The following is a 16,246-nucleotide window of genomic DNA, read 5'->3' on the forward strand; positions in this document are numbered from 1 at the left end:
GCAAGAATTGCTAGCGAATTTTTTTAACTTCATTCTTCCCCTTTTTATCATTCTTCAAATGAATTCAAATACGTCAACGCATAACCTACATGAAATTCTGTCGCTAATACTAATCCAGCTTCATCAATATCAAATTTTTCATGATGATGACCATATTGAGTGTCTGGATTATCTACGTTTCGAGTACCAACACGTCCATATACACCTGGTGCTTTAAGTAAAAAATCTGCAAAATCATCTGCGCCTAAACTCTTTGTATAATCCGTTATCACATTATCACTACCAACGATTTCAGTTGCTACTTTTTGCGCTAATTCTGTTGCTGTATCATCATTGATTAATGGCCCTGCTGCATCGTGAATATGAAATGATGCAATTTTTGTTCGATGCGCTTCAGCAATTTGTTTAGCAATTTCTTCCACACGTTTTAAAACAAACGCTCGCGTTTCATGACTAAATGCTCGAACTGTTCCTTCTATTTTTGCATGATTTGCTACAATATTATATCTAGTTCCAGCATCCAACACACCAATACCCACAACAACAGGATCTAGCGGACTGATTTCTCGTGACGCTATTTTTTGCAGCTCCACGACAATACTTGCAGCAGCTAAAACAGCATCTCGTCCAACATTCGGTTGAGCCACATGACTGCTTAATCCTTCTACTTCGATTTTAAAAATATCACAAGAAGCATTGGTCGCACCTTTCGTTGCGACTAGTTTTCCAACAGGAACAGTTGAATCCAAATGAATACCAAAAACTTGATCGATATTTTCTACAAAACCACCTTCTACAAATTGACGGGCACCAGCACCGATTTCTTCTGCTGGTTGAAACGCGAGCTTTATTGTTCCAGAAAATTCGTCTTCACGGTTTTTTAACACTCTGGCAGCTCCTAATAATGCCGCGGCGTGTCCATCATGACCGCATGCGTGATTTAATCCTGGATTTTTAGATTGGTATTCTTTTCCTGTAGCATCCTCTAATTCCAGTGCATCGATATCCGCTCTTAAGATGATCGTTTTTCCAGAACCATTTTTACCTTCGATCGTCCCTAGAACGCCTGTTTCTCCTACTTCTTCAAAAGGAATGGCCAACTTATTCAATTCTTCTTTAATTCGTTTGATTGTTTCAAATTCTTTCAAACTTGCTTCTGGATATTGATGAAAATGGCGTCTTAAGGCAACCACATCAGCTGAATTTCGTTTAATCTCTTCTTGAATCGATTCTCTTATTAATATAGTCATTACATTCCCCCCTTTTATTTTCTGCCAAATGTTTCCCAAGCTGGAATACTCGAACCTTTTGACGTTTTCTCAATGACTTTTTTTGTTTCTTCCTGTTGATAAGCATCAATTACTTTGTTGTATGTTTTATTGTCTTCATCCGCCTTACGGGCAACGATAATATTGACATACGGTTTAGATGTGTCATTTACCGGTTCTAAGAAAATGGCATCTTTTGTTGGTGTAAAACCAGCATCGACAGCCATGCCGCTATTAATTACAGAAGCATCAATATCTTGAAGTGCTCTTGCAGTTTGTGATGCATCCAATTCAGTGATTTTCAAATCTAACTTATTTTCTGTAATATCATTCACTGTAGGCGTTTGTTTTTTTGCTGAATCAACTTTGATCAAACCCGCAGTCTGTAATAATAGCAATGCTCGTCCACCGTTTGTCGCATCGTTTGGAATAGCGATTTCAGCGCCTTGTTTTAACTCTTTCACATCTTTGATTTTGGAAGAATAAATTCCTAAGGGCGCGCTGACAGTATTACCGATTGAAACAAGATCTGTCTTGTGTTCTTTATTGTAATTATCTAAAAATATTTGATGCTGAAATGAATTCAAATCGATTTCTTTTTCGGCTAAAGCTGCATTTGGTTGCGTATAATCAGAAAATTCTACTAGTTGAAGATCAATCCCTTCCCCTTTTAAACGTTCTTTTACAGATTCTAACACTTCATTATTTGCACCAACTACACCTAATTTTACAACTTCATTTTTTTCACTTTTCGCACTTCCGGTAGAGCATCCTGCTAATACAAACCCGATTGTTACTGCTAAACCGATAATTTTAACTATTTTTTTCATTATAAATTCCTCTTTTCTTATTTTTTAATGTGATATTTTTTTGATTAATGTATTACTAATAAACTGGCTGGCAAATACTAAAACTAAGATAATCACTGTTGCAACAACTGTAACATCTGTTTGAAAACGATTATAGCCTCTTGTGATTGCTAAATTTCCTAACCCTCCAGCACCAATTGCACCAGCCATAGCCGTTAAACCAATCAAATTAATGATTGTAACCGAAGAGACCCGAATAATACTTGGTAAGCCTTCAACTAAATAAACTCTAAAAATAATGCCCAACGGACTGGTTCCCATTGATTCTGCTGCTTCAATTACACCAGGATCAACTTCTAATAACGCATTTTCAATCTGTCGCGCAAAAAATGGAATTACCCCTATCACCAGCGGCACCAAAGCAGCCGTTGTCCCAATCGTTGTTCCTGTTAAAAAACGAGTGATTGGCTGAATCAGTGCCAGCATGATGATAAAAGGAATGGATCTGCATACATTGATGATTTTTTCTAAGATACTGTAAATGAAACTACTTTTTAAAATACCTTGCGGACCTGTTGCCACCAGAATTACACCAAGAAGTGTTCCCAGCGCCCCCGCGATAATCGCTGTCCAAAAAACCATATAAAGTGTTTCAATCGTACTGTTGATAAATTCTTGTTTTAACTGTAAAACATTTGGAAAATACTGTTGTAAAAAATTTTGCATGTAGGACACTCCTTTTCTTATTCCGTATTTACTTTTTTTAAATCACATGTAACGGTACAATTTTTTCTTTCGATTCCACTGCTTTTAAAATTTTTATTTTTACTCCTTGTTCTTGTAAAAAATCCAATGCTTTTTCCCTTTGATGTTCTTCTCCCGAAAGAATTACAATTAAATTTCCAATAGGCACTTGCTGTAAAATTTCAACATTTCCGTATAAAATATTCGTCACAACATGATACTTACTGTATAACTGAGCAATCAGCGGTTCACTTGTCTGCTCGCCTACATAAGAAAATTCAACTAACACTTCATTTCCACCTAAATCAGTCAAACTAGGATGTTGAACAATCGTTTCTAACGCTTGATCAATATGTGTTGCCGTGCGTATGAAGTCCTTCGTCAAGGCTTCTTTTGGTTGACTGAATATCGATACGATATCATTTTTTTCAATGACCTGTCCGTCTTCCATCACAGCTACTTTATTACAAATTTCTTTAACCACCTGCATTTCATGGGTAATCAAAACAATTGTTAACCCTAACTCTTTATTTAATTTCTTTAATAAGTCTAAAATTTGAATCGTTGTTTTAGGATCTAAAGCACTAGTCGCTTCATCACATAATAAAATTTCAGGATCATTGGCTAACGCTCTAGCAATTGCTACTCGTTGTTTTTGTCCTCCAGATAGTTGGCTTGGATAGGCTTCTATTTTATCTGAGAGGCCGACAAGTTCTAGTAATTCTTCAATTTTTTTCCTTCGTTGTTCTTTACTTAATCCAGAATATTTCAATGAGAAATCAATATTCCCAAAAATCGTACGTTCTTTCATTAAATTAAAATGTTGGAAGATCATGCCAATTTTTTTACGTTGTCCACGTAACTCTTTTGCTGAAAAGTCTAAAATATTCTTGTCATTAATAATGACCTCACCAGAACTTGGACGTTGCAATAGATTAATGACACGAACCAACGTGCTTTTTCCTGCTCCTGAATAGCCGACAATTCCAAATACGTCTTCTCTTTCAATTGTTAGTGAAACATCCCTTACTGCATTGATTTGCTGTTTTTTCTGATAAAAGGTGACATCTATATTTTTTAATTCAATCATTTTTTCTCCTCCTCTAATTCTTTTGGAATAAACCAATAATTTTCTTGATTATGTTCATTTAAATATTTTTTAAACTCATTGGATTGGTAGGCTTTGACTACTGCATCAGCCCAGTGACTCTCTTTATTTTTTTCATCAACTGTCACAACTAGTTCGTAGTCTTTTAACACATCTTCTGAAAGTAAGCTAGTTTTAGGATCAAGCTTGGCACTGTAAACGATACTTCCTGGAATCACCGCAAAGTCTAAGTCTTCTAGACTCCTAGGAATTTGTGCTGAAGCCATGGGTATGAGTTTCAAATTTTTAGGATTACTGACAATGTCTTCTTTCGTTGCCTTAACTGGGTCAATCCCTTCTTTTAATTGTATCCATCCGGCTTTTTGTAATAAGTTGAATGCCCGAGCAGTATTTGAAGGATCATCTGGTATACCTATTTTGTCACCTGACGAAATGTCGTTTAATCTGTTTTTCCCCCCTGAAAAAAGTCCTGCTGGAACGGTGGGGATTGGTATGATTCCAATCAAGTTAGCTCCTTTGTTCTCATTAAAATTATTAATATAGGCAGTATGCTGATCGACATTTAGATCAATTGCTCCTTCTGTCAATGCAACATCAGCTTGAATTACTTCTGTGAACTCTGTTTGTTTTATTTGATAACCATCATTTTCTAAGATTGGCTTTATTCCTTCTAAAAATAATTCACTGTAGGGACCTGGTGATGTCCCAACTCGAATAATTTTATTTTCTTTTTCTGTATTTATAGCAGAGCCACCACCCTTGCCACAAGCTGAGATTGTGAACATACCTATCAAAACTAAGAATGTAATCCACACACTTTTTTTCATCTACTATCCCTCCATTTATTTATAAAAAAGAAAAAGCGTCCTCAAATGTAAAAACTATACATTTGAGGACGCTTTTGCGTGCTACCACCTCTATTTGATATCTACTCACATAGATATCCTTATCAAGTACGTCAATGAAAATTGATTATACTCTAGCATGTTAACGGGTGCATCCGTCGCTTTCTTATGAACTATTCACTCGAAGCGCTGCTCAATGGCCATTTTCCAGATTTCATTTATCGCTTGTTTTCAGCTACCCAAGCTCTCTGTTAGATAACATTCCATCTGTACTTTCCATCTCATTGCTTTATTTATTTAATTGTATTACTTAGTATTTATAGACTTGTCTCGTTCACTAGCTAAATTAGTTATGAACAAACAAAAAGCCCTCTACTAGTCTACACTAGTAAAGGGCGAATAATCGCGGTACCACCTTTGTTTTAAAGTAATCGTGATTACTTTTCTTAAACCAAGTCTTCTAACTTGTCGCTTTGATAACGGGTGCTTTCCCGAAGCTGCTTACTTATCAACAGCTTATCCTCTTGAGGCCATCTTCAACTCTTTTGCACTTGTCTCTTTTCACCAACCGAGACTCTCTAGTAAAGCACATCCAAATTTACTCTTCTCTTCAACGGATTATTATTCATTTGTTGTTAAGATGTATTCTACTGGAAAATAAAATTCCTGTCAAATGTTTTTTTAATTATTTCCTGCAGCTTGACTATTGTTCTCAAAAAAACTTTAGATAGTTCTTTTTTTCAACTGCAGTTATAGTCATCTTTATTCCTTATGGGTATTTTAAATCCTGTACATACACCTAAGCAAGTCTATTGATTCTACTCACGAAAATTTATTGACAAACTATAGTATCTGCGGTAATCTGGTATCTGTGTTACATAATTATGCCGCCTTAGCTCAGCTGGTAGAGCACCACCATGGTAAGGTGGGGGTCGACGGTTCGAATCCGTCAGGTGGCTCTTAGGGAACCTTGATATATCAAGGTTCTTTTTTCTACATAATTTTCTATAGAACAACATCCTCTTGAAAATCATTGTATTGATTTTTGGTGAAAATTTTTATTTATTGTATGGTTCAATAAGCTATTCCTTCATCTAGGGTATTATGGAATATAAAATAAACCATGTACGTTTCCCATTTTAGATCAAGTAACGTACATAATTTATTTTACACTTTCCAATCAAAGTTTATTCATGACGTAAAACTTTGCAGCCTATTGATTATTTTGTGGGTAATTTTGCTTCGTAGTCCTCTAGTAATATATCAAGTAACAATTCACCCTTCTCTACTCTTTTCTGCCAATCTAAATTATCGTTATGCTTTTCTAATAACATACCAGCAAATCCACCTAGTTCATAAGATTCATCCGGTCCTCTTAAGTCTTTTTCTTCTGTAAAGTCTAGCTTTACCATCTTCTGATAGGCTTTAAATATCTCGTCTTTCGATGCATTCATACCAAGAACAGAGCGTACACTCATTGCATCATCAAAATACCTTGCTGATCCTTCATGTAAATCAGTTCCTCTTACAAATTCGGCATCCTCACTATGTTCTGTCTGATATTTTGTGTGCCAATATTTTGCCTCATCTAGATATTCTTTTTCTTTTTCCGGAAGTAAAATTGCTTTTCGTAAACTATGCATCAGGTTCGCTCGTATTTTTCTCGCTTCTTTATTTGCAGCAGATTTTTCCATTTTCTCTGAAAAATCTGCATCCATAACATTAGCATAATTATTTTTCTTCAACTCCCAAGTTCCTTGAAATCCATGGAACAATTCATGGGTATTGATTGCAAAATGAATGGTTGATTTTGGTAATGCTTCCAATTCATTCTTTTGATAGGGTTGATCAAAATAGTTATCTTTTTCAATCGTTGCAGCAAGAGGTTGTCCATTGTAGGTATCCTCTATGAACAGTAATGGTATCTCTATTTTCTTACGTATATCATCCGGTAAATCCTTCGTATAGATTTTTTCAATCGTTTGATCAGGATGGGCAATCCAAGTGTATGTCTCAGTTGCAAGCCCATACCCATATTTAGTATAGTCAGCACCTTGCCAAACTTCACCTGCGTGTGGCCAAGCTTCCCATGCTTGTTGAGCACCCATCAAAAAATAACGATCAAAATCCATTGAATCCCAATCTTTCTTCAAATCTTTAAATGGAGGTTTGTTTTTATCTAAAGTAAATTTTAATGAAGAGGCTTTCTTTTTAGAACTTGGGGTAGAAGATTCTTCTGATTGAATTTTTGAAGGGTTAGTTTTATTCTTAAAATTATAAACTGTAAGTGTCCCAATCGATATAACTAATATTAAAAGTAAAACCAGATATATGTTTCTTTTTTTCATAATAACGTCTCCTTCTATTGTGTATTTTAGAATGATAAACAAGATTTTTAAATGTTCAAGAATAAACGTACTCTACTTCGATATGATTACCCTTATGATGAAATCGTTATCATTTAGAAGTTTAATCTTCGATTAGAGGAAACCTTTTTAATAGAACTAATTTTCTGAATAAAATAGGATCAATACATTCTTTCCATGAAACTATTTCGTAAAACTATATCATACCAATCCCTCCTTTTAACCACTCATTACTGACAGACAAGTCTATAATAACAATTCCAGTGTTAGATTATGGTTAGTTTTTTTAGAAAATAGCAATAATTTATCTATAATAAGTTAATCCTTTGTTATACTATTTTGATTAAATCTAAATTCATTCTTTTATACAACACTTGGCTGTCAAAGAATCCTTATACTTTTTCATATTCTATTTTTCTTGAAAACAAGTATAATAAAAATAAAGACTTTCAAAGAGGTGAAAAAATGTTTGTAAATAGCAATATAACTATTGATTTTTATCAAGAACAGGATCAATCACTTTATTCCATTCTCACTAAAGATATTCGTGTTATGCGTTACATCACAGAAAAAGCCGAAACGGAAACTGAAGTTGCCGAAAATTTCAAAAAAATTCTTGCATACAATGCCTCTCATAATGATCAAACTGGCTACTATAAAATCTTTGATCAAGAAACCTATATCGGCTTTGGTAAACTTTCTTGGGATGAGAATCATAAAATAGAAATTGGCTATATGTTGTTACCGGAAAAATGGGGTAAAGGCTATGCCACTCAAATTATTGTTACTTTGTTGAGCCTAATAAAACAGTCAAAGGTATTATCTAAATCTACCGTTTATGCCATTATTGATCCAAGCAACAGTGCATCAAAGCACCTATTAAAAAAATATCATTTTGTTTCTGTTTGGCAAGGAATTGAAGATGGTTTACCTTCTGAACATTTGGTTTGGCGTCCATAATTTTTTTACAAATCACTAACAGAGGTTGCTATTTCCACTATAGATAAAAAAAGAAGAGCTGCTAGCAGCTCTTCTTTTTTTATCCTATCTAATCAATCATATCTCTTTCGCTTAGAAGATGATGGGATTCCTAGTGCTTCCCTATATTTTGTAACGGTACGGCGAGAGATTTCGATTTCCTGTTCTTTTAGTAAATCAACTAATTTTTGGTCGGATAAAGGTTTTGCTTTATTTTCATTATCGACTAGCGCTTGTAATTGTTTTTTTACACTGCCTGTCGAAGTTTCTTCACCAGTACTTTCATTTGATAAACCGTGTGAAAAAAACGACCGAAGTTCAAAAACACCAAAATCTGTTTCTAAGTATTTTCCATTAACCGTGCGGCTAACTGTTGATTCATGAACATTCAATGCTTCTGCAATTTCTTTTAAAGTCATTGGTTTTAGTGGCCGATCCTCTTTAAAAAAGAATTCCTGCTGGCGTTTAACAATCTCTTTACCGACTCTTAAAATCGTGTCCCCACGTTGAATAATTGTTTTTTCTAGCCATTCAAATTCATTTTTCTTTTCCTTGATATACGCTTTAACTTCTTTGTCATCAGTTGCTTCCATTCGTTCAAAATAAGCTTGTTGAAACTGAATCGTTGGTGCACCGGTTTTATTAGAAAGGATCGATAACTGATTTTCTTTAATCCTCACAGTTAAATCAGGGCGTATATAAAGTCCTGACGTAGATTCAAATATGCTTCCAGGAGCTGGCGTCAAAGTTTGAATATAGTCAAAAATTGTCTGAATATCTGACAATTCCACTTCAAATTTTTTAGCAATCAATCCCCACTTACGATTCGCTAAATGATCAAACTCTTCTTCAATTACGATATAGGCTAAAGCTGGTGCAGTATCATCACGCTCAACTTGCAACATTAAACACTCTCGTAAGTCTTTAGCACCCACACCTGCCGGATCTAATTGCTGGATCAAGGTCAAAGCGTCCAGCATTTCGATTAATTTTGCTCCTGTCTTTTCCGCCGCTTCATCTAAGTCAATCATCAAATAACCGTTCAAATCGATATACTCAACTAAAAATAACACTAAAGTTCGAAGATATGTATCTCGATAGTTCAAATGGATTTGATCAATCAAATACTCAAAGAGCGACATATGATTATCAGGAATCTGATTTATATAATTATTTTCTTCATTAGTATACGTTCGACTGCCAGAACTTGCATAATCTCCATAGTTTGTCTCTGACTGAATATCAATTAAAGGATTTTCCAATGCTTTGGCTTCTATATATGAATAAAGTTCTTCTGAATTATATTGTAAAATTTGGATAGATTGCTGTAATTGTTGGGTCATTGCAAGTTTTTGGACTTGTTTTTGTTGTTGGGATAAATGTTGTTCAAATTTCATTATTTTTGTCCTTCCCCTTGTAATTTATCAAAATATCAGCTAAACTAATAAACGTGCTTGCGCCCTTAGTGTAGTGGATATCACGTAAGATTCCGGTTCTTGAGACGGGGGTTCGATTCCCTCAGGGCGCGTCATTTTCAACTAATAGTAGATTGCTATATATAGAATTATAGCATAATTTAAAAGTTGATGTATCTATAGTATGTTATATTAACAAGATAATTAAAACCTAATCACTATAAATAAAGTAGTGATTTTTTATTTATTCCAACTATAATTTACCATGATTTTCTACATGATTACACCCATCTATAGAATTCATCTAAAAATCAAATTTTTTTGTGTTATTATACTTTTCCAACAAATAATTTTAGTTAGGGTAGTTGATCTTATTGAGTCAGTATCATTCAAGGCTATTAGTTGTATCCCTTCTTTTAGCTTGTTCAGAATTTATTTTCAGTCATTATTTAAATCAGTTTACGACTATTGATTACCAGTTTTTATTTTTAGTCATCACCTTTTTGCAAGGAGGAATTCTCTTGTATTTTATTCTTTCATTTGCCCTCCTAGTATTTATTAAACTTAGGTCTAAAAGATAGATTTATCCATCATTTCTAGATAAAAAGAGTATAGGAATTTTACTTTCCTTTACTCTTTTTCCATCTATAAAGCCATTTTTTCAAGCTCAATGCGAATTTTGCTTTGCAACTTCTGGATTTTTTCTATCTCCGTTTGCTCTTCGTCCAATTCATACTTTTTTGCAATAGACTGATTATAGGAAATAATATAAGTAATCGCCCATAGTTTCGGATTTTCAATGATTTCGTCTGCTAAAGGATATAATAAGGCAAAATGTAACCTGATTTCTTCCATAATATCTACTAATAAAATAGGATCATCATTAATCAGTTCTTTCTCTAAAAACAATAAGATTCTTTGATAAGCTGCACTGTCTAACGGTGTACCCACAGTAGCTGGGATAATTGTATATTTTTTGTTATCTCTCCAAAGAAAGTTGATTTCTTCTTTAACATGGAGATTGGCCAGTTCTTCTAATACCCATGACCGAACCAAATTATGTACTCGAGCGTCTAACACAATCTTTTTTCCCATCATAATAAATTCGTCTTGAGGGAGCTTTCCAGCTTTTTTTAAGATAGCTAACTGTTCATAGTAATTATGTGTATTTAAGTAGCTCATTTCTTCTTTTAATTCTTTGATTTTACTAACTTCATATTGTTGGTACATCAATTCAACATGACGAACCTTCTTTTTCAAAGAAATCAATTTCCTCATTTCTCCACTTTTCTCCATCATGATGCGCTCATTGATTATGCTATGTGCCTGAATAAACATATGATTTTTGATCAAAATTTGTATATAAAGTTCCAAATAATCTAAATAAGCAAAATAATTTTCTTTCATCTCAGATGCTAAAGATAAAGCTTTCTCATTTTCATTCACTTGTAAATACGTATTTACAAGCACCAAATTCAGTGGAAAATCCTGTTGAATTGCATAAGCTTGTTCAAAATAGCCTACTGCTTCATTTAATTTATTCTGTTTCATAGCTTCTTGTCCCAACTCAATAAACCGCTCATAATTCTTTGGAAATGGAATTTTATTTGTCAATAGAAACACCACCTTCCTAATGGTTATTTCTCATGATATAGCACTTATTCTAAGTAAATGACATCGAAAAGAAATAGTGTGTATACTTTAAAAAGGGAAAACTTTTACTTCAAGCTTGATATATTCTAACGAGAACTACTATTTTTTAATATAAGTTTCTTATAATAATAGCCGTTTCCTCTTGTCCTTGTGCCTGCATACGCTCTGCTTTTTCTATCAAAGTAAAACCAACGTAAAATTCTTTTGTTAGCTCATCTTGTACTTTAAATTCTACAACTTCCTCCACATGAAAGGCATTTGGTTCAACCTCTTGAACACTGTCCCAACCAGTATCAATAAATATTTTTGTGTCCTCACTGATAAGCTCATTTGCCTCTAACTCACTCACAAGATTCTTTAATTGCGAAAAAGTCATTACCTCTACTCGATTATCCATTGCCTTGCCTCACTCTCTGCTATTTAATTCTTTTTACCAACTAAAATTTTTCAACCATTTACTTTTTCTCCACTCTCATCATAACCTAAAATTCAATTTTATAACACTTAAAATTAAAAAGAAAAGAAATAAACTTTTCGTCTATTTCTCCTCTCATAATTTCTTATTATTCCTTTGTTAATTCACCATCTTCAATACGATAAACGTTGTCACTCCACTCAATCATTCTAGGATCATGTGTAACCATTATCGTGGCTTTTTGTTTTTCGTGTGCTTCTTTTGCTAAAAGTTTTACAACCTCATACGCATGCTCTGTATCCAAACTAGCAGTCGGTTCATCGGCTAAAATCAAACTTGGTTCATTGAACAATGCACGAGCAATAGCCACTCGTTGACGTTCTCCACCAGATAAATCTCTTGGAAATTTATGAATTAAATCTGCGATATCTAACGAAGACAATAACTCGTTGATTCGTTGTGTTTCTGTTTTTTTCTTTTCAATTTTATCTACTAAGGTAAATTGTTTTTCCACCGTAAGAAAAGGAATCAGATTAGATGCTTGTAAAATAAAGCCAATTTCTTCAAATCTTAGTCTTGAACGTTTTTTTTCATTTAAATTGGTAAAATCTTTGCCGTTAATTCTAATAGTGCCCGATGTAGGGGTTTGTAATCCTCCAGCAATTGTTAGAAACGTACTTTTGCCGGAACCAGAAGGACCAATGATACTGACAAACTCTCCTGCTTCAACTTTTAAATCAATTCCTTTTAGCGCCTCAACTTTTGCATGTCCTTTGCCAAAAGTTTTACGAATATCATCCATTACTAAAATATCAGTCATTTTATTACCCTCCTATCGCTTTCATTGGGTCAACATGAGTAACTGTACGAATTGAGAAAACTCCGCCTAATACAGCAACAAAGACCAACACAATACTGTATATTCCTAAATTAACACGATCTAATTCAAATGGCATAGCAGATGGTAATACTAGATTTGTAAGCAGTGTTAAAACGACACCAATTGCAACGCCAATCACTCCTAAAATAAATGTTTGAGCAATAATTGATTTTATAATGTATCCATTAGAAATCCCTTGTGCTTTCATAACACCGAATAAACTAATTTTTTGTAAGGTCATTACATAGATAAATATCCCAATAATCGCCGCTGTGATCACAAATAGGAAATAGATCATTGCATTCAACGTAAGATTTTGTTCACTGTATCCAGGTAATTTTTGGATAAACGCTTCAATATCGTATTTAGTTAAATTATCGTTATCATTTTTAAACTTAATTTTATTTGTTGGAGTAGATCGAACAACAATTCCATTGATAGGTGCTTGATCTCCTTCGATAATTTTTCCAAATTTAAGTTCTTGCCATTGATCTATAGACGTGTAGATTAATGGTACGATACTAAAACTATTTTGTTTGGTGATGCCGACAACTTTTAGTTCTTTATCAAATTTCCCGATTTTTACAGTATCACCTAACTTGATTCCTTTATCCACTAAATTTTTGGGAATAATGATTTCTCCCATATTTTCAAAATAACGGCCCTCTACTAGTTTGGGTTTGATTGAACTATTCTCATTCACACCAAACAGAGAAATATTGATTTTATCAGACTCTTTATTTTGACCGACTTTATTCAAAGCACCTGCATATTGTCCCAGTGCTTCTTTCTGTTTTGCTTCGACTTGATTCAAATCACCCATAACTAAACTTGATGCATTCAAACTTTTATTTGCATCTTCCGATAAGATGATACTTGTCGCATTCCAATTGTCTACACCTTGTCGTACACCTTGAGCAAGACCATTCGCTAACCCAGACAACATAAATGCAACATAAGCCACTAAAACAATAACACCCACCACTAAAGTATAGCGAAGTTTAAAATATTTCATCTCTTCTAAACCTAAAAACATAGATTCCACCTCTTTTTTATCAACTGATAAAAAAATGACCAAAAAAAAGCACTTTTTTATCGCTTGATAAAAATATTACCATGAAAAAAAGAATTAAACAACTTTTTTATCAACTGATAAAAACATTGATTAATTCTTTAAGATAATACACCATGTAAAACCATTTCCATTAAATCTGCGATTTGTTCGGATCGTTCTTTTTCTGTAGAAATTTGGTGAATGGTTGAAAACAATAAGGACAAGCTCATCAGATAAAACTGCGCAGCCTTTCGTGACGTAATTTTAGCACTCAATGTACTTTGGCTTGATTCAAAAATAGACTGCAATGGTTCTAGATAATAATCATTTAGTATATGAAACAATTGATTTTTATTTTCCTGTTCCATTTCAGCAGCACTTTGATGAATAAAAGAAAAAATATCTCTATGATATACATTTAATAGTGTGTTTGTACATTTAATCAATTGATTTTCCAAAGAATCTGGACTTTGCCCAATTTGCTCTATCTCACTTTTCAACTGGCTTCCAATTTGTTTGTTAATTTCGATAAACAACCGTTCTTTCGTGGAAAAATGATAATACAATGCTGGCTGTGTAATATTTGCCACCTTGGCAATATCACGAGTTGAAGTATTTCTATACCCGTTTTCTAAAAAAAGTTCTTTCGCAGTTTCTAAAATCGACTGATGAGTGACTTCAAACACTTTCTCTTTTTTCATTCCCTATCCTCCAACCTTTCACACATTTACTTCCCAAAGACTTTATGGACTATTTTAAATCAAAATCAAAAAAAAAGATAGTGACTTAGACAAACATCCCATTTTTACGCTTAATTTCATCTTGTTTTATACCTACTAAATGACTATTAGATGTCAACTCAAAATAATAACTGATGTTATCGAAATTTAACAACGTTTACATTACAATTATCATTTATATCGAAATAAATGATCGTTTTTTGTAACTATGGCAACAAACATTTAACCTCCCTTTTACAGACTATTTATGTTACCTATGTTTAAATACTAGTTGGTCTTAGAAAAATAGAAGCAATTTTATAGCTTTTCTGTTCTACTAACTAACGTATAGACACATTTTAACTTTTAAGGAGAGTATTTTTTTGAAAAAAAATAAATTTATTACTAAATTATTTCTGAGCTGTTTAACCCTCTCTACGGGTCTACTATTAAGTAATCAAGCATTTGCAAACCCTGCTGAGGAAACAATTACTCCAGAAAAAATCATTACGGAGTCTTCGCAAAAATTATCACAACTAAAAGAAACAAAACAGAAATTTTCAGAACAACAAAACGAAACTAATAATCAATTATCTACTTTAGGTGAAAAGATTCAAAAAATCCAAATTGATCTGAATCAGTTAGAAAACCTGAAGTCTATTGGAAATATTGTTACCACAAATAATAGCAAACAAACTGGTGATCTTAACTCATTCTTTTCACCAATTGTTATTAAAGATGATTTAACAGTCAACATTCTAGATGAAAAAAAAGAGCAGTTAGCTGAATTAAAACATCAACAAGAATCTTTAAAAATTGATACACAAACCATTTCAAAACAACAATCACAAATCAATGAACAAGAAACTCAATTATCAAAACAAGTAGTACAAGCAAAGCAACAACAAGCTGAACAAACAAAACAAACGGATACTGGTTCTGCTATTGTCGCTGCAGCAAAAACACATTTAGGCAAACCCTATGTCTATGGTGCAGCCGGCCCTGACTCCTTCGATTGTTCTGGATTGGTTCAAGTTGCTTTTGCCTCCGCAGGAAAATCTATAGGCAGAACGACCGTTGACCAAGAAACAGCTGGAGCCACAATTCCAGTATCTGAAGCTAAAGCCGGTGATTTAGTTTTTTGGGGAAACCACGGTGGAACCTATCATGTAGGTATCTCAACAGGTGATGGCTCTTACATTCACGCTCCCGTTCCTGGTGATGTTGTACAAGTTGCTACAGTTGCTTCTTTTTCACCAGATTTTGCAGTACGAGTTTAATAATTGACACTTAAATAAAAAAATCATTGCTTTCAAGAATGAGCAATGATTTTTTATTTACCCTTTCACAAAAATTCATATAAAAATTGACAAAAAAAATAGAATATTAAACATTTTATGTTTTCACTCTAAAAATATTCTCATTTTTTTATATATAGGTCGAAATTATTGAGAATTATAAGTAAATATGGTATTTTATTCTTGTGTGTAATTTGATTTGTGTTCCCTCCATTAATCTAATGGGGGAACATTTTTTTTTGCGTATTTTAACTGTTTTTTTACCGGTAAGAATTATTCATCCTACTAGAACATCTTGTATTGTCTTCATACATATGACTACGTTCTCTACTCTCTCTTCGATGTAGATAGTCAGTTGATTCTTGACCCTCATTTTGAATATCAGAGGCATCTTCTTTCGACAATCCACCCGATTTGATTCTATTCTTCAATACATTAACTTTATCATTTTTCAAGTCCCAGTTTTTATCAGCTCGATGTCTCATATCAACTGTATGGTCCCTGTTAGAATCAAAATTTCCAATAGCTTCGGTTACTGTCACAAATCCGAATAGACCTGTAAATAAAACCATGGTGAGCCCACTAATTATTTTTTTCTTCATTTCTTTATTCCCCCAATCTTTTCTATAGTTTATCCGCTAATTGTGTCGAATTTGTGTCGAAAAAAAATCCCCCAAATTCAGAATTATTGACT

At 33.5% G+C, this 16,246-nt stretch carries 15 protein-coding genes, 2 tRNA genes and 2 other annotated features; of the genes, 4 read left to right on the forward strand and 13 right to left on the reverse strand.

The window, feature by feature from the left end; all coding sequences use genetic code 11:
- Positions 1 to 47: 47 nt before the first annotated feature.
- Genes AC4BB2_RS10120 through AC4BB2_RS10140 form a run of 5 tightly spaced genes read right to left on the reverse strand, consistent with a single transcriptional unit; the run spans position 48 to position 4,756 of the window.
- Positions 48 to 1,250 (reverse strand): amidohydrolase, encoded by a 1,203-nt coding sequence (locus AC4BB2_RS10120; protein ID WP_490472815.1) that lies wholly within the window; start codon positions 1,248 to 1,250, stop codon positions 48 to 50.
- A gap of 14 nt (positions 1,251 to 1,264) precedes the next feature.
- Positions 1,265 to 2,098 (reverse strand): MetQ/NlpA family ABC transporter substrate-binding protein, encoded by an 834-nt coding sequence (locus tag AC4BB2_RS10125; protein WP_490472816.1) that lies wholly within the window; start codon positions 2,096 to 2,098, stop codon positions 1,265 to 1,267.
- A gap of 24 nt (positions 2,099 to 2,122) precedes the next feature.
- On the reverse strand, positions 2,123 to 2,803 hold the full coding sequence (locus AC4BB2_RS10130; protein ID WP_490472817.1) for a methionine ABC transporter permease: 681 nt from the start codon (positions 2,801 to 2,803) through the stop codon (positions 2,123 to 2,125).
- Positions 2,804 to 2,840: 37 nt separating this feature from the next.
- The gene (locus AC4BB2_RS10135; RefSeq protein ID WP_490472818.1) at positions 2,841 to 3,911 is read right to left on the reverse strand and encodes a methionine ABC transporter ATP-binding protein; all 1,071 of its coding nucleotides are present in this window, start codon (positions 3,909 to 3,911) and stop codon (positions 2,841 to 2,843) included.
- Complete coding sequence (locus tag AC4BB2_RS10140) at positions 3,908 to 4,756, reverse strand: MetQ/NlpA family ABC transporter substrate-binding protein (RefSeq protein ID WP_490472819.1); 849 nt, start codon at positions 4,754 to 4,756, stop codon at positions 3,908 to 3,910. Before AC4BB2_RS10140 ends, AC4BB2_RS10135 begins: the two co-directional genes overlap by 4 nt.
- A gap of 61 nt (positions 4,757 to 4,817) precedes the next feature.
- Positions 4,818 to 5,068, reverse strand: a binding site (T-box leader).
- 94 nt (positions 5,069 to 5,162) lie between these two features.
- Positions 5,163 to 5,397 (reverse strand) — a binding site (T-box leader).
- Positions 5,398 to 5,660: 263 nt separating this feature from the next.
- Here AC4BB2_RS10140 and AC4BB2_RS10145 point away from each other — a divergent pair.
- Positions 5,661 to 5,733: transfer RNA gene (locus tag AC4BB2_RS10145), tRNA-Thr, on the forward strand.
- A gap of 261 nt (positions 5,734 to 5,994) precedes the next feature.
- Here the strand turns inward: AC4BB2_RS10145 and AC4BB2_RS10150 are convergent.
- Entirely contained in the window at positions 5,995 to 7,122 is a 1,128-nt protein-coding gene (locus AC4BB2_RS10150) for a hypothetical protein (RefSeq protein WP_490472820.1), read from the reverse strand.
- A gap of 483 nt (positions 7,123 to 7,605) precedes the next feature.
- Between AC4BB2_RS10150 and AC4BB2_RS10155 the strand changes: the two genes are divergently transcribed.
- Positions 7,606 to 8,100 carry a GNAT family N-acetyltransferase gene (locus AC4BB2_RS10155; RefSeq protein WP_490472821.1) on the forward strand — a complete coding sequence of 165 codons (495 nt, stop codon included), beginning with the start codon at positions 7,606 to 7,608 and terminating at the stop codon, positions 8,098 to 8,100.
- A gap of 92 nt (positions 8,101 to 8,192) precedes the next feature.
- Here AC4BB2_RS10155 and rpoN read toward each other — a convergent pair whose 3' ends face one another.
- Positions 8,193 to 9,515 (reverse strand): RNA polymerase factor sigma-54, encoded by a 1,323-nt coding sequence (rpoN, locus tag AC4BB2_RS10160; RefSeq protein WP_490472822.1) that lies wholly within the window; start codon positions 9,513 to 9,515, stop codon positions 8,193 to 8,195.
- A 59-nt stretch (positions 9,516 to 9,574) separates the two neighbouring features.
- On the opposite strand from rpoN, the gene AC4BB2_RS10165 reads away from it, so the two are divergent.
- A tRNA-Arg gene (locus tag AC4BB2_RS10165) sits at positions 9,575 to 9,646 on the forward strand.
- Positions 9,647 to 10,178: 532 nt separating this feature from the next.
- Here AC4BB2_RS10165 and AC4BB2_RS10170 read toward each other — a convergent pair.
- From AC4BB2_RS10170 to AC4BB2_RS10190, 5 genes are all read right to left on the reverse strand, one after another.
- Positions 10,179 to 11,156 (reverse strand): tetratricopeptide repeat protein, encoded by a 978-nt coding sequence (locus AC4BB2_RS10170; protein ID WP_490472823.1) that lies wholly within the window; start codon positions 11,154 to 11,156, stop codon positions 10,179 to 10,181.
- Positions 11,157 to 11,292: 136 nt separating this feature from the next.
- A complete protein-coding gene (locus tag AC4BB2_RS10175) occupies positions 11,293 to 11,583 on the reverse strand; it encodes a hypothetical protein (protein WP_490472824.1) in 291 nt (96 codons plus the stop codon).
- Positions 11,584 to 11,749: 166 nt separating this feature from the next.
- Positions 11,750 to 12,421 carry an ABC transporter ATP-binding protein gene (locus AC4BB2_RS10180; RefSeq protein WP_490472825.1) on the reverse strand — a complete coding sequence of 224 codons (672 nt, stop codon included), beginning with the start codon at positions 12,419 to 12,421 and terminating at the stop codon, positions 11,750 to 11,752.
- A 4-nt stretch (positions 12,422 to 12,425) separates the two neighbouring features.
- On the reverse strand, positions 12,426 to 13,517 hold the full coding sequence (locus AC4BB2_RS10185; RefSeq protein WP_490472826.1) for an ABC transporter permease: 1,092 nt from the start codon (positions 13,515 to 13,517) through the stop codon (positions 12,426 to 12,428).
- A gap of 137 nt (positions 13,518 to 13,654) precedes the next feature.
- Positions 13,655 to 14,236, reverse strand: a complete 582-nt coding sequence (locus AC4BB2_RS10190; protein ID WP_490472827.1) for a TetR/AcrR family transcriptional regulator — start codon at positions 14,234 to 14,236, stop codon at positions 13,655 to 13,657.
- A gap of 401 nt (positions 14,237 to 14,637) precedes the next feature.
- On the opposite strand from AC4BB2_RS10190, the gene AC4BB2_RS10195 reads away from it, so the two are divergent.
- The gene (locus AC4BB2_RS10195; RefSeq protein WP_490472828.1) at positions 14,638 to 15,534 is read left to right on the forward strand and encodes a C40 family peptidase; all 897 of its coding nucleotides are present in this window, start codon (positions 14,638 to 14,640) and stop codon (positions 15,532 to 15,534) included.
- Between the two features lie 278 nt (positions 15,535 to 15,812).
- On the opposite strand, the gene AC4BB2_RS10200 is transcribed toward AC4BB2_RS10195, so the two are convergent.
- Positions 15,813 to 16,154, reverse strand: a complete 342-nt coding sequence (locus AC4BB2_RS10200; protein ID WP_490472829.1) for a hypothetical protein — start codon at positions 16,152 to 16,154, stop codon at positions 15,813 to 15,815.
- Positions 16,155 to 16,246 lie beyond the last annotated feature (92 nt).

The sequence above is a fragment of the Enterococcus sp. AAFC-DPL-5146 genome, from assembly GCF_058216635.1.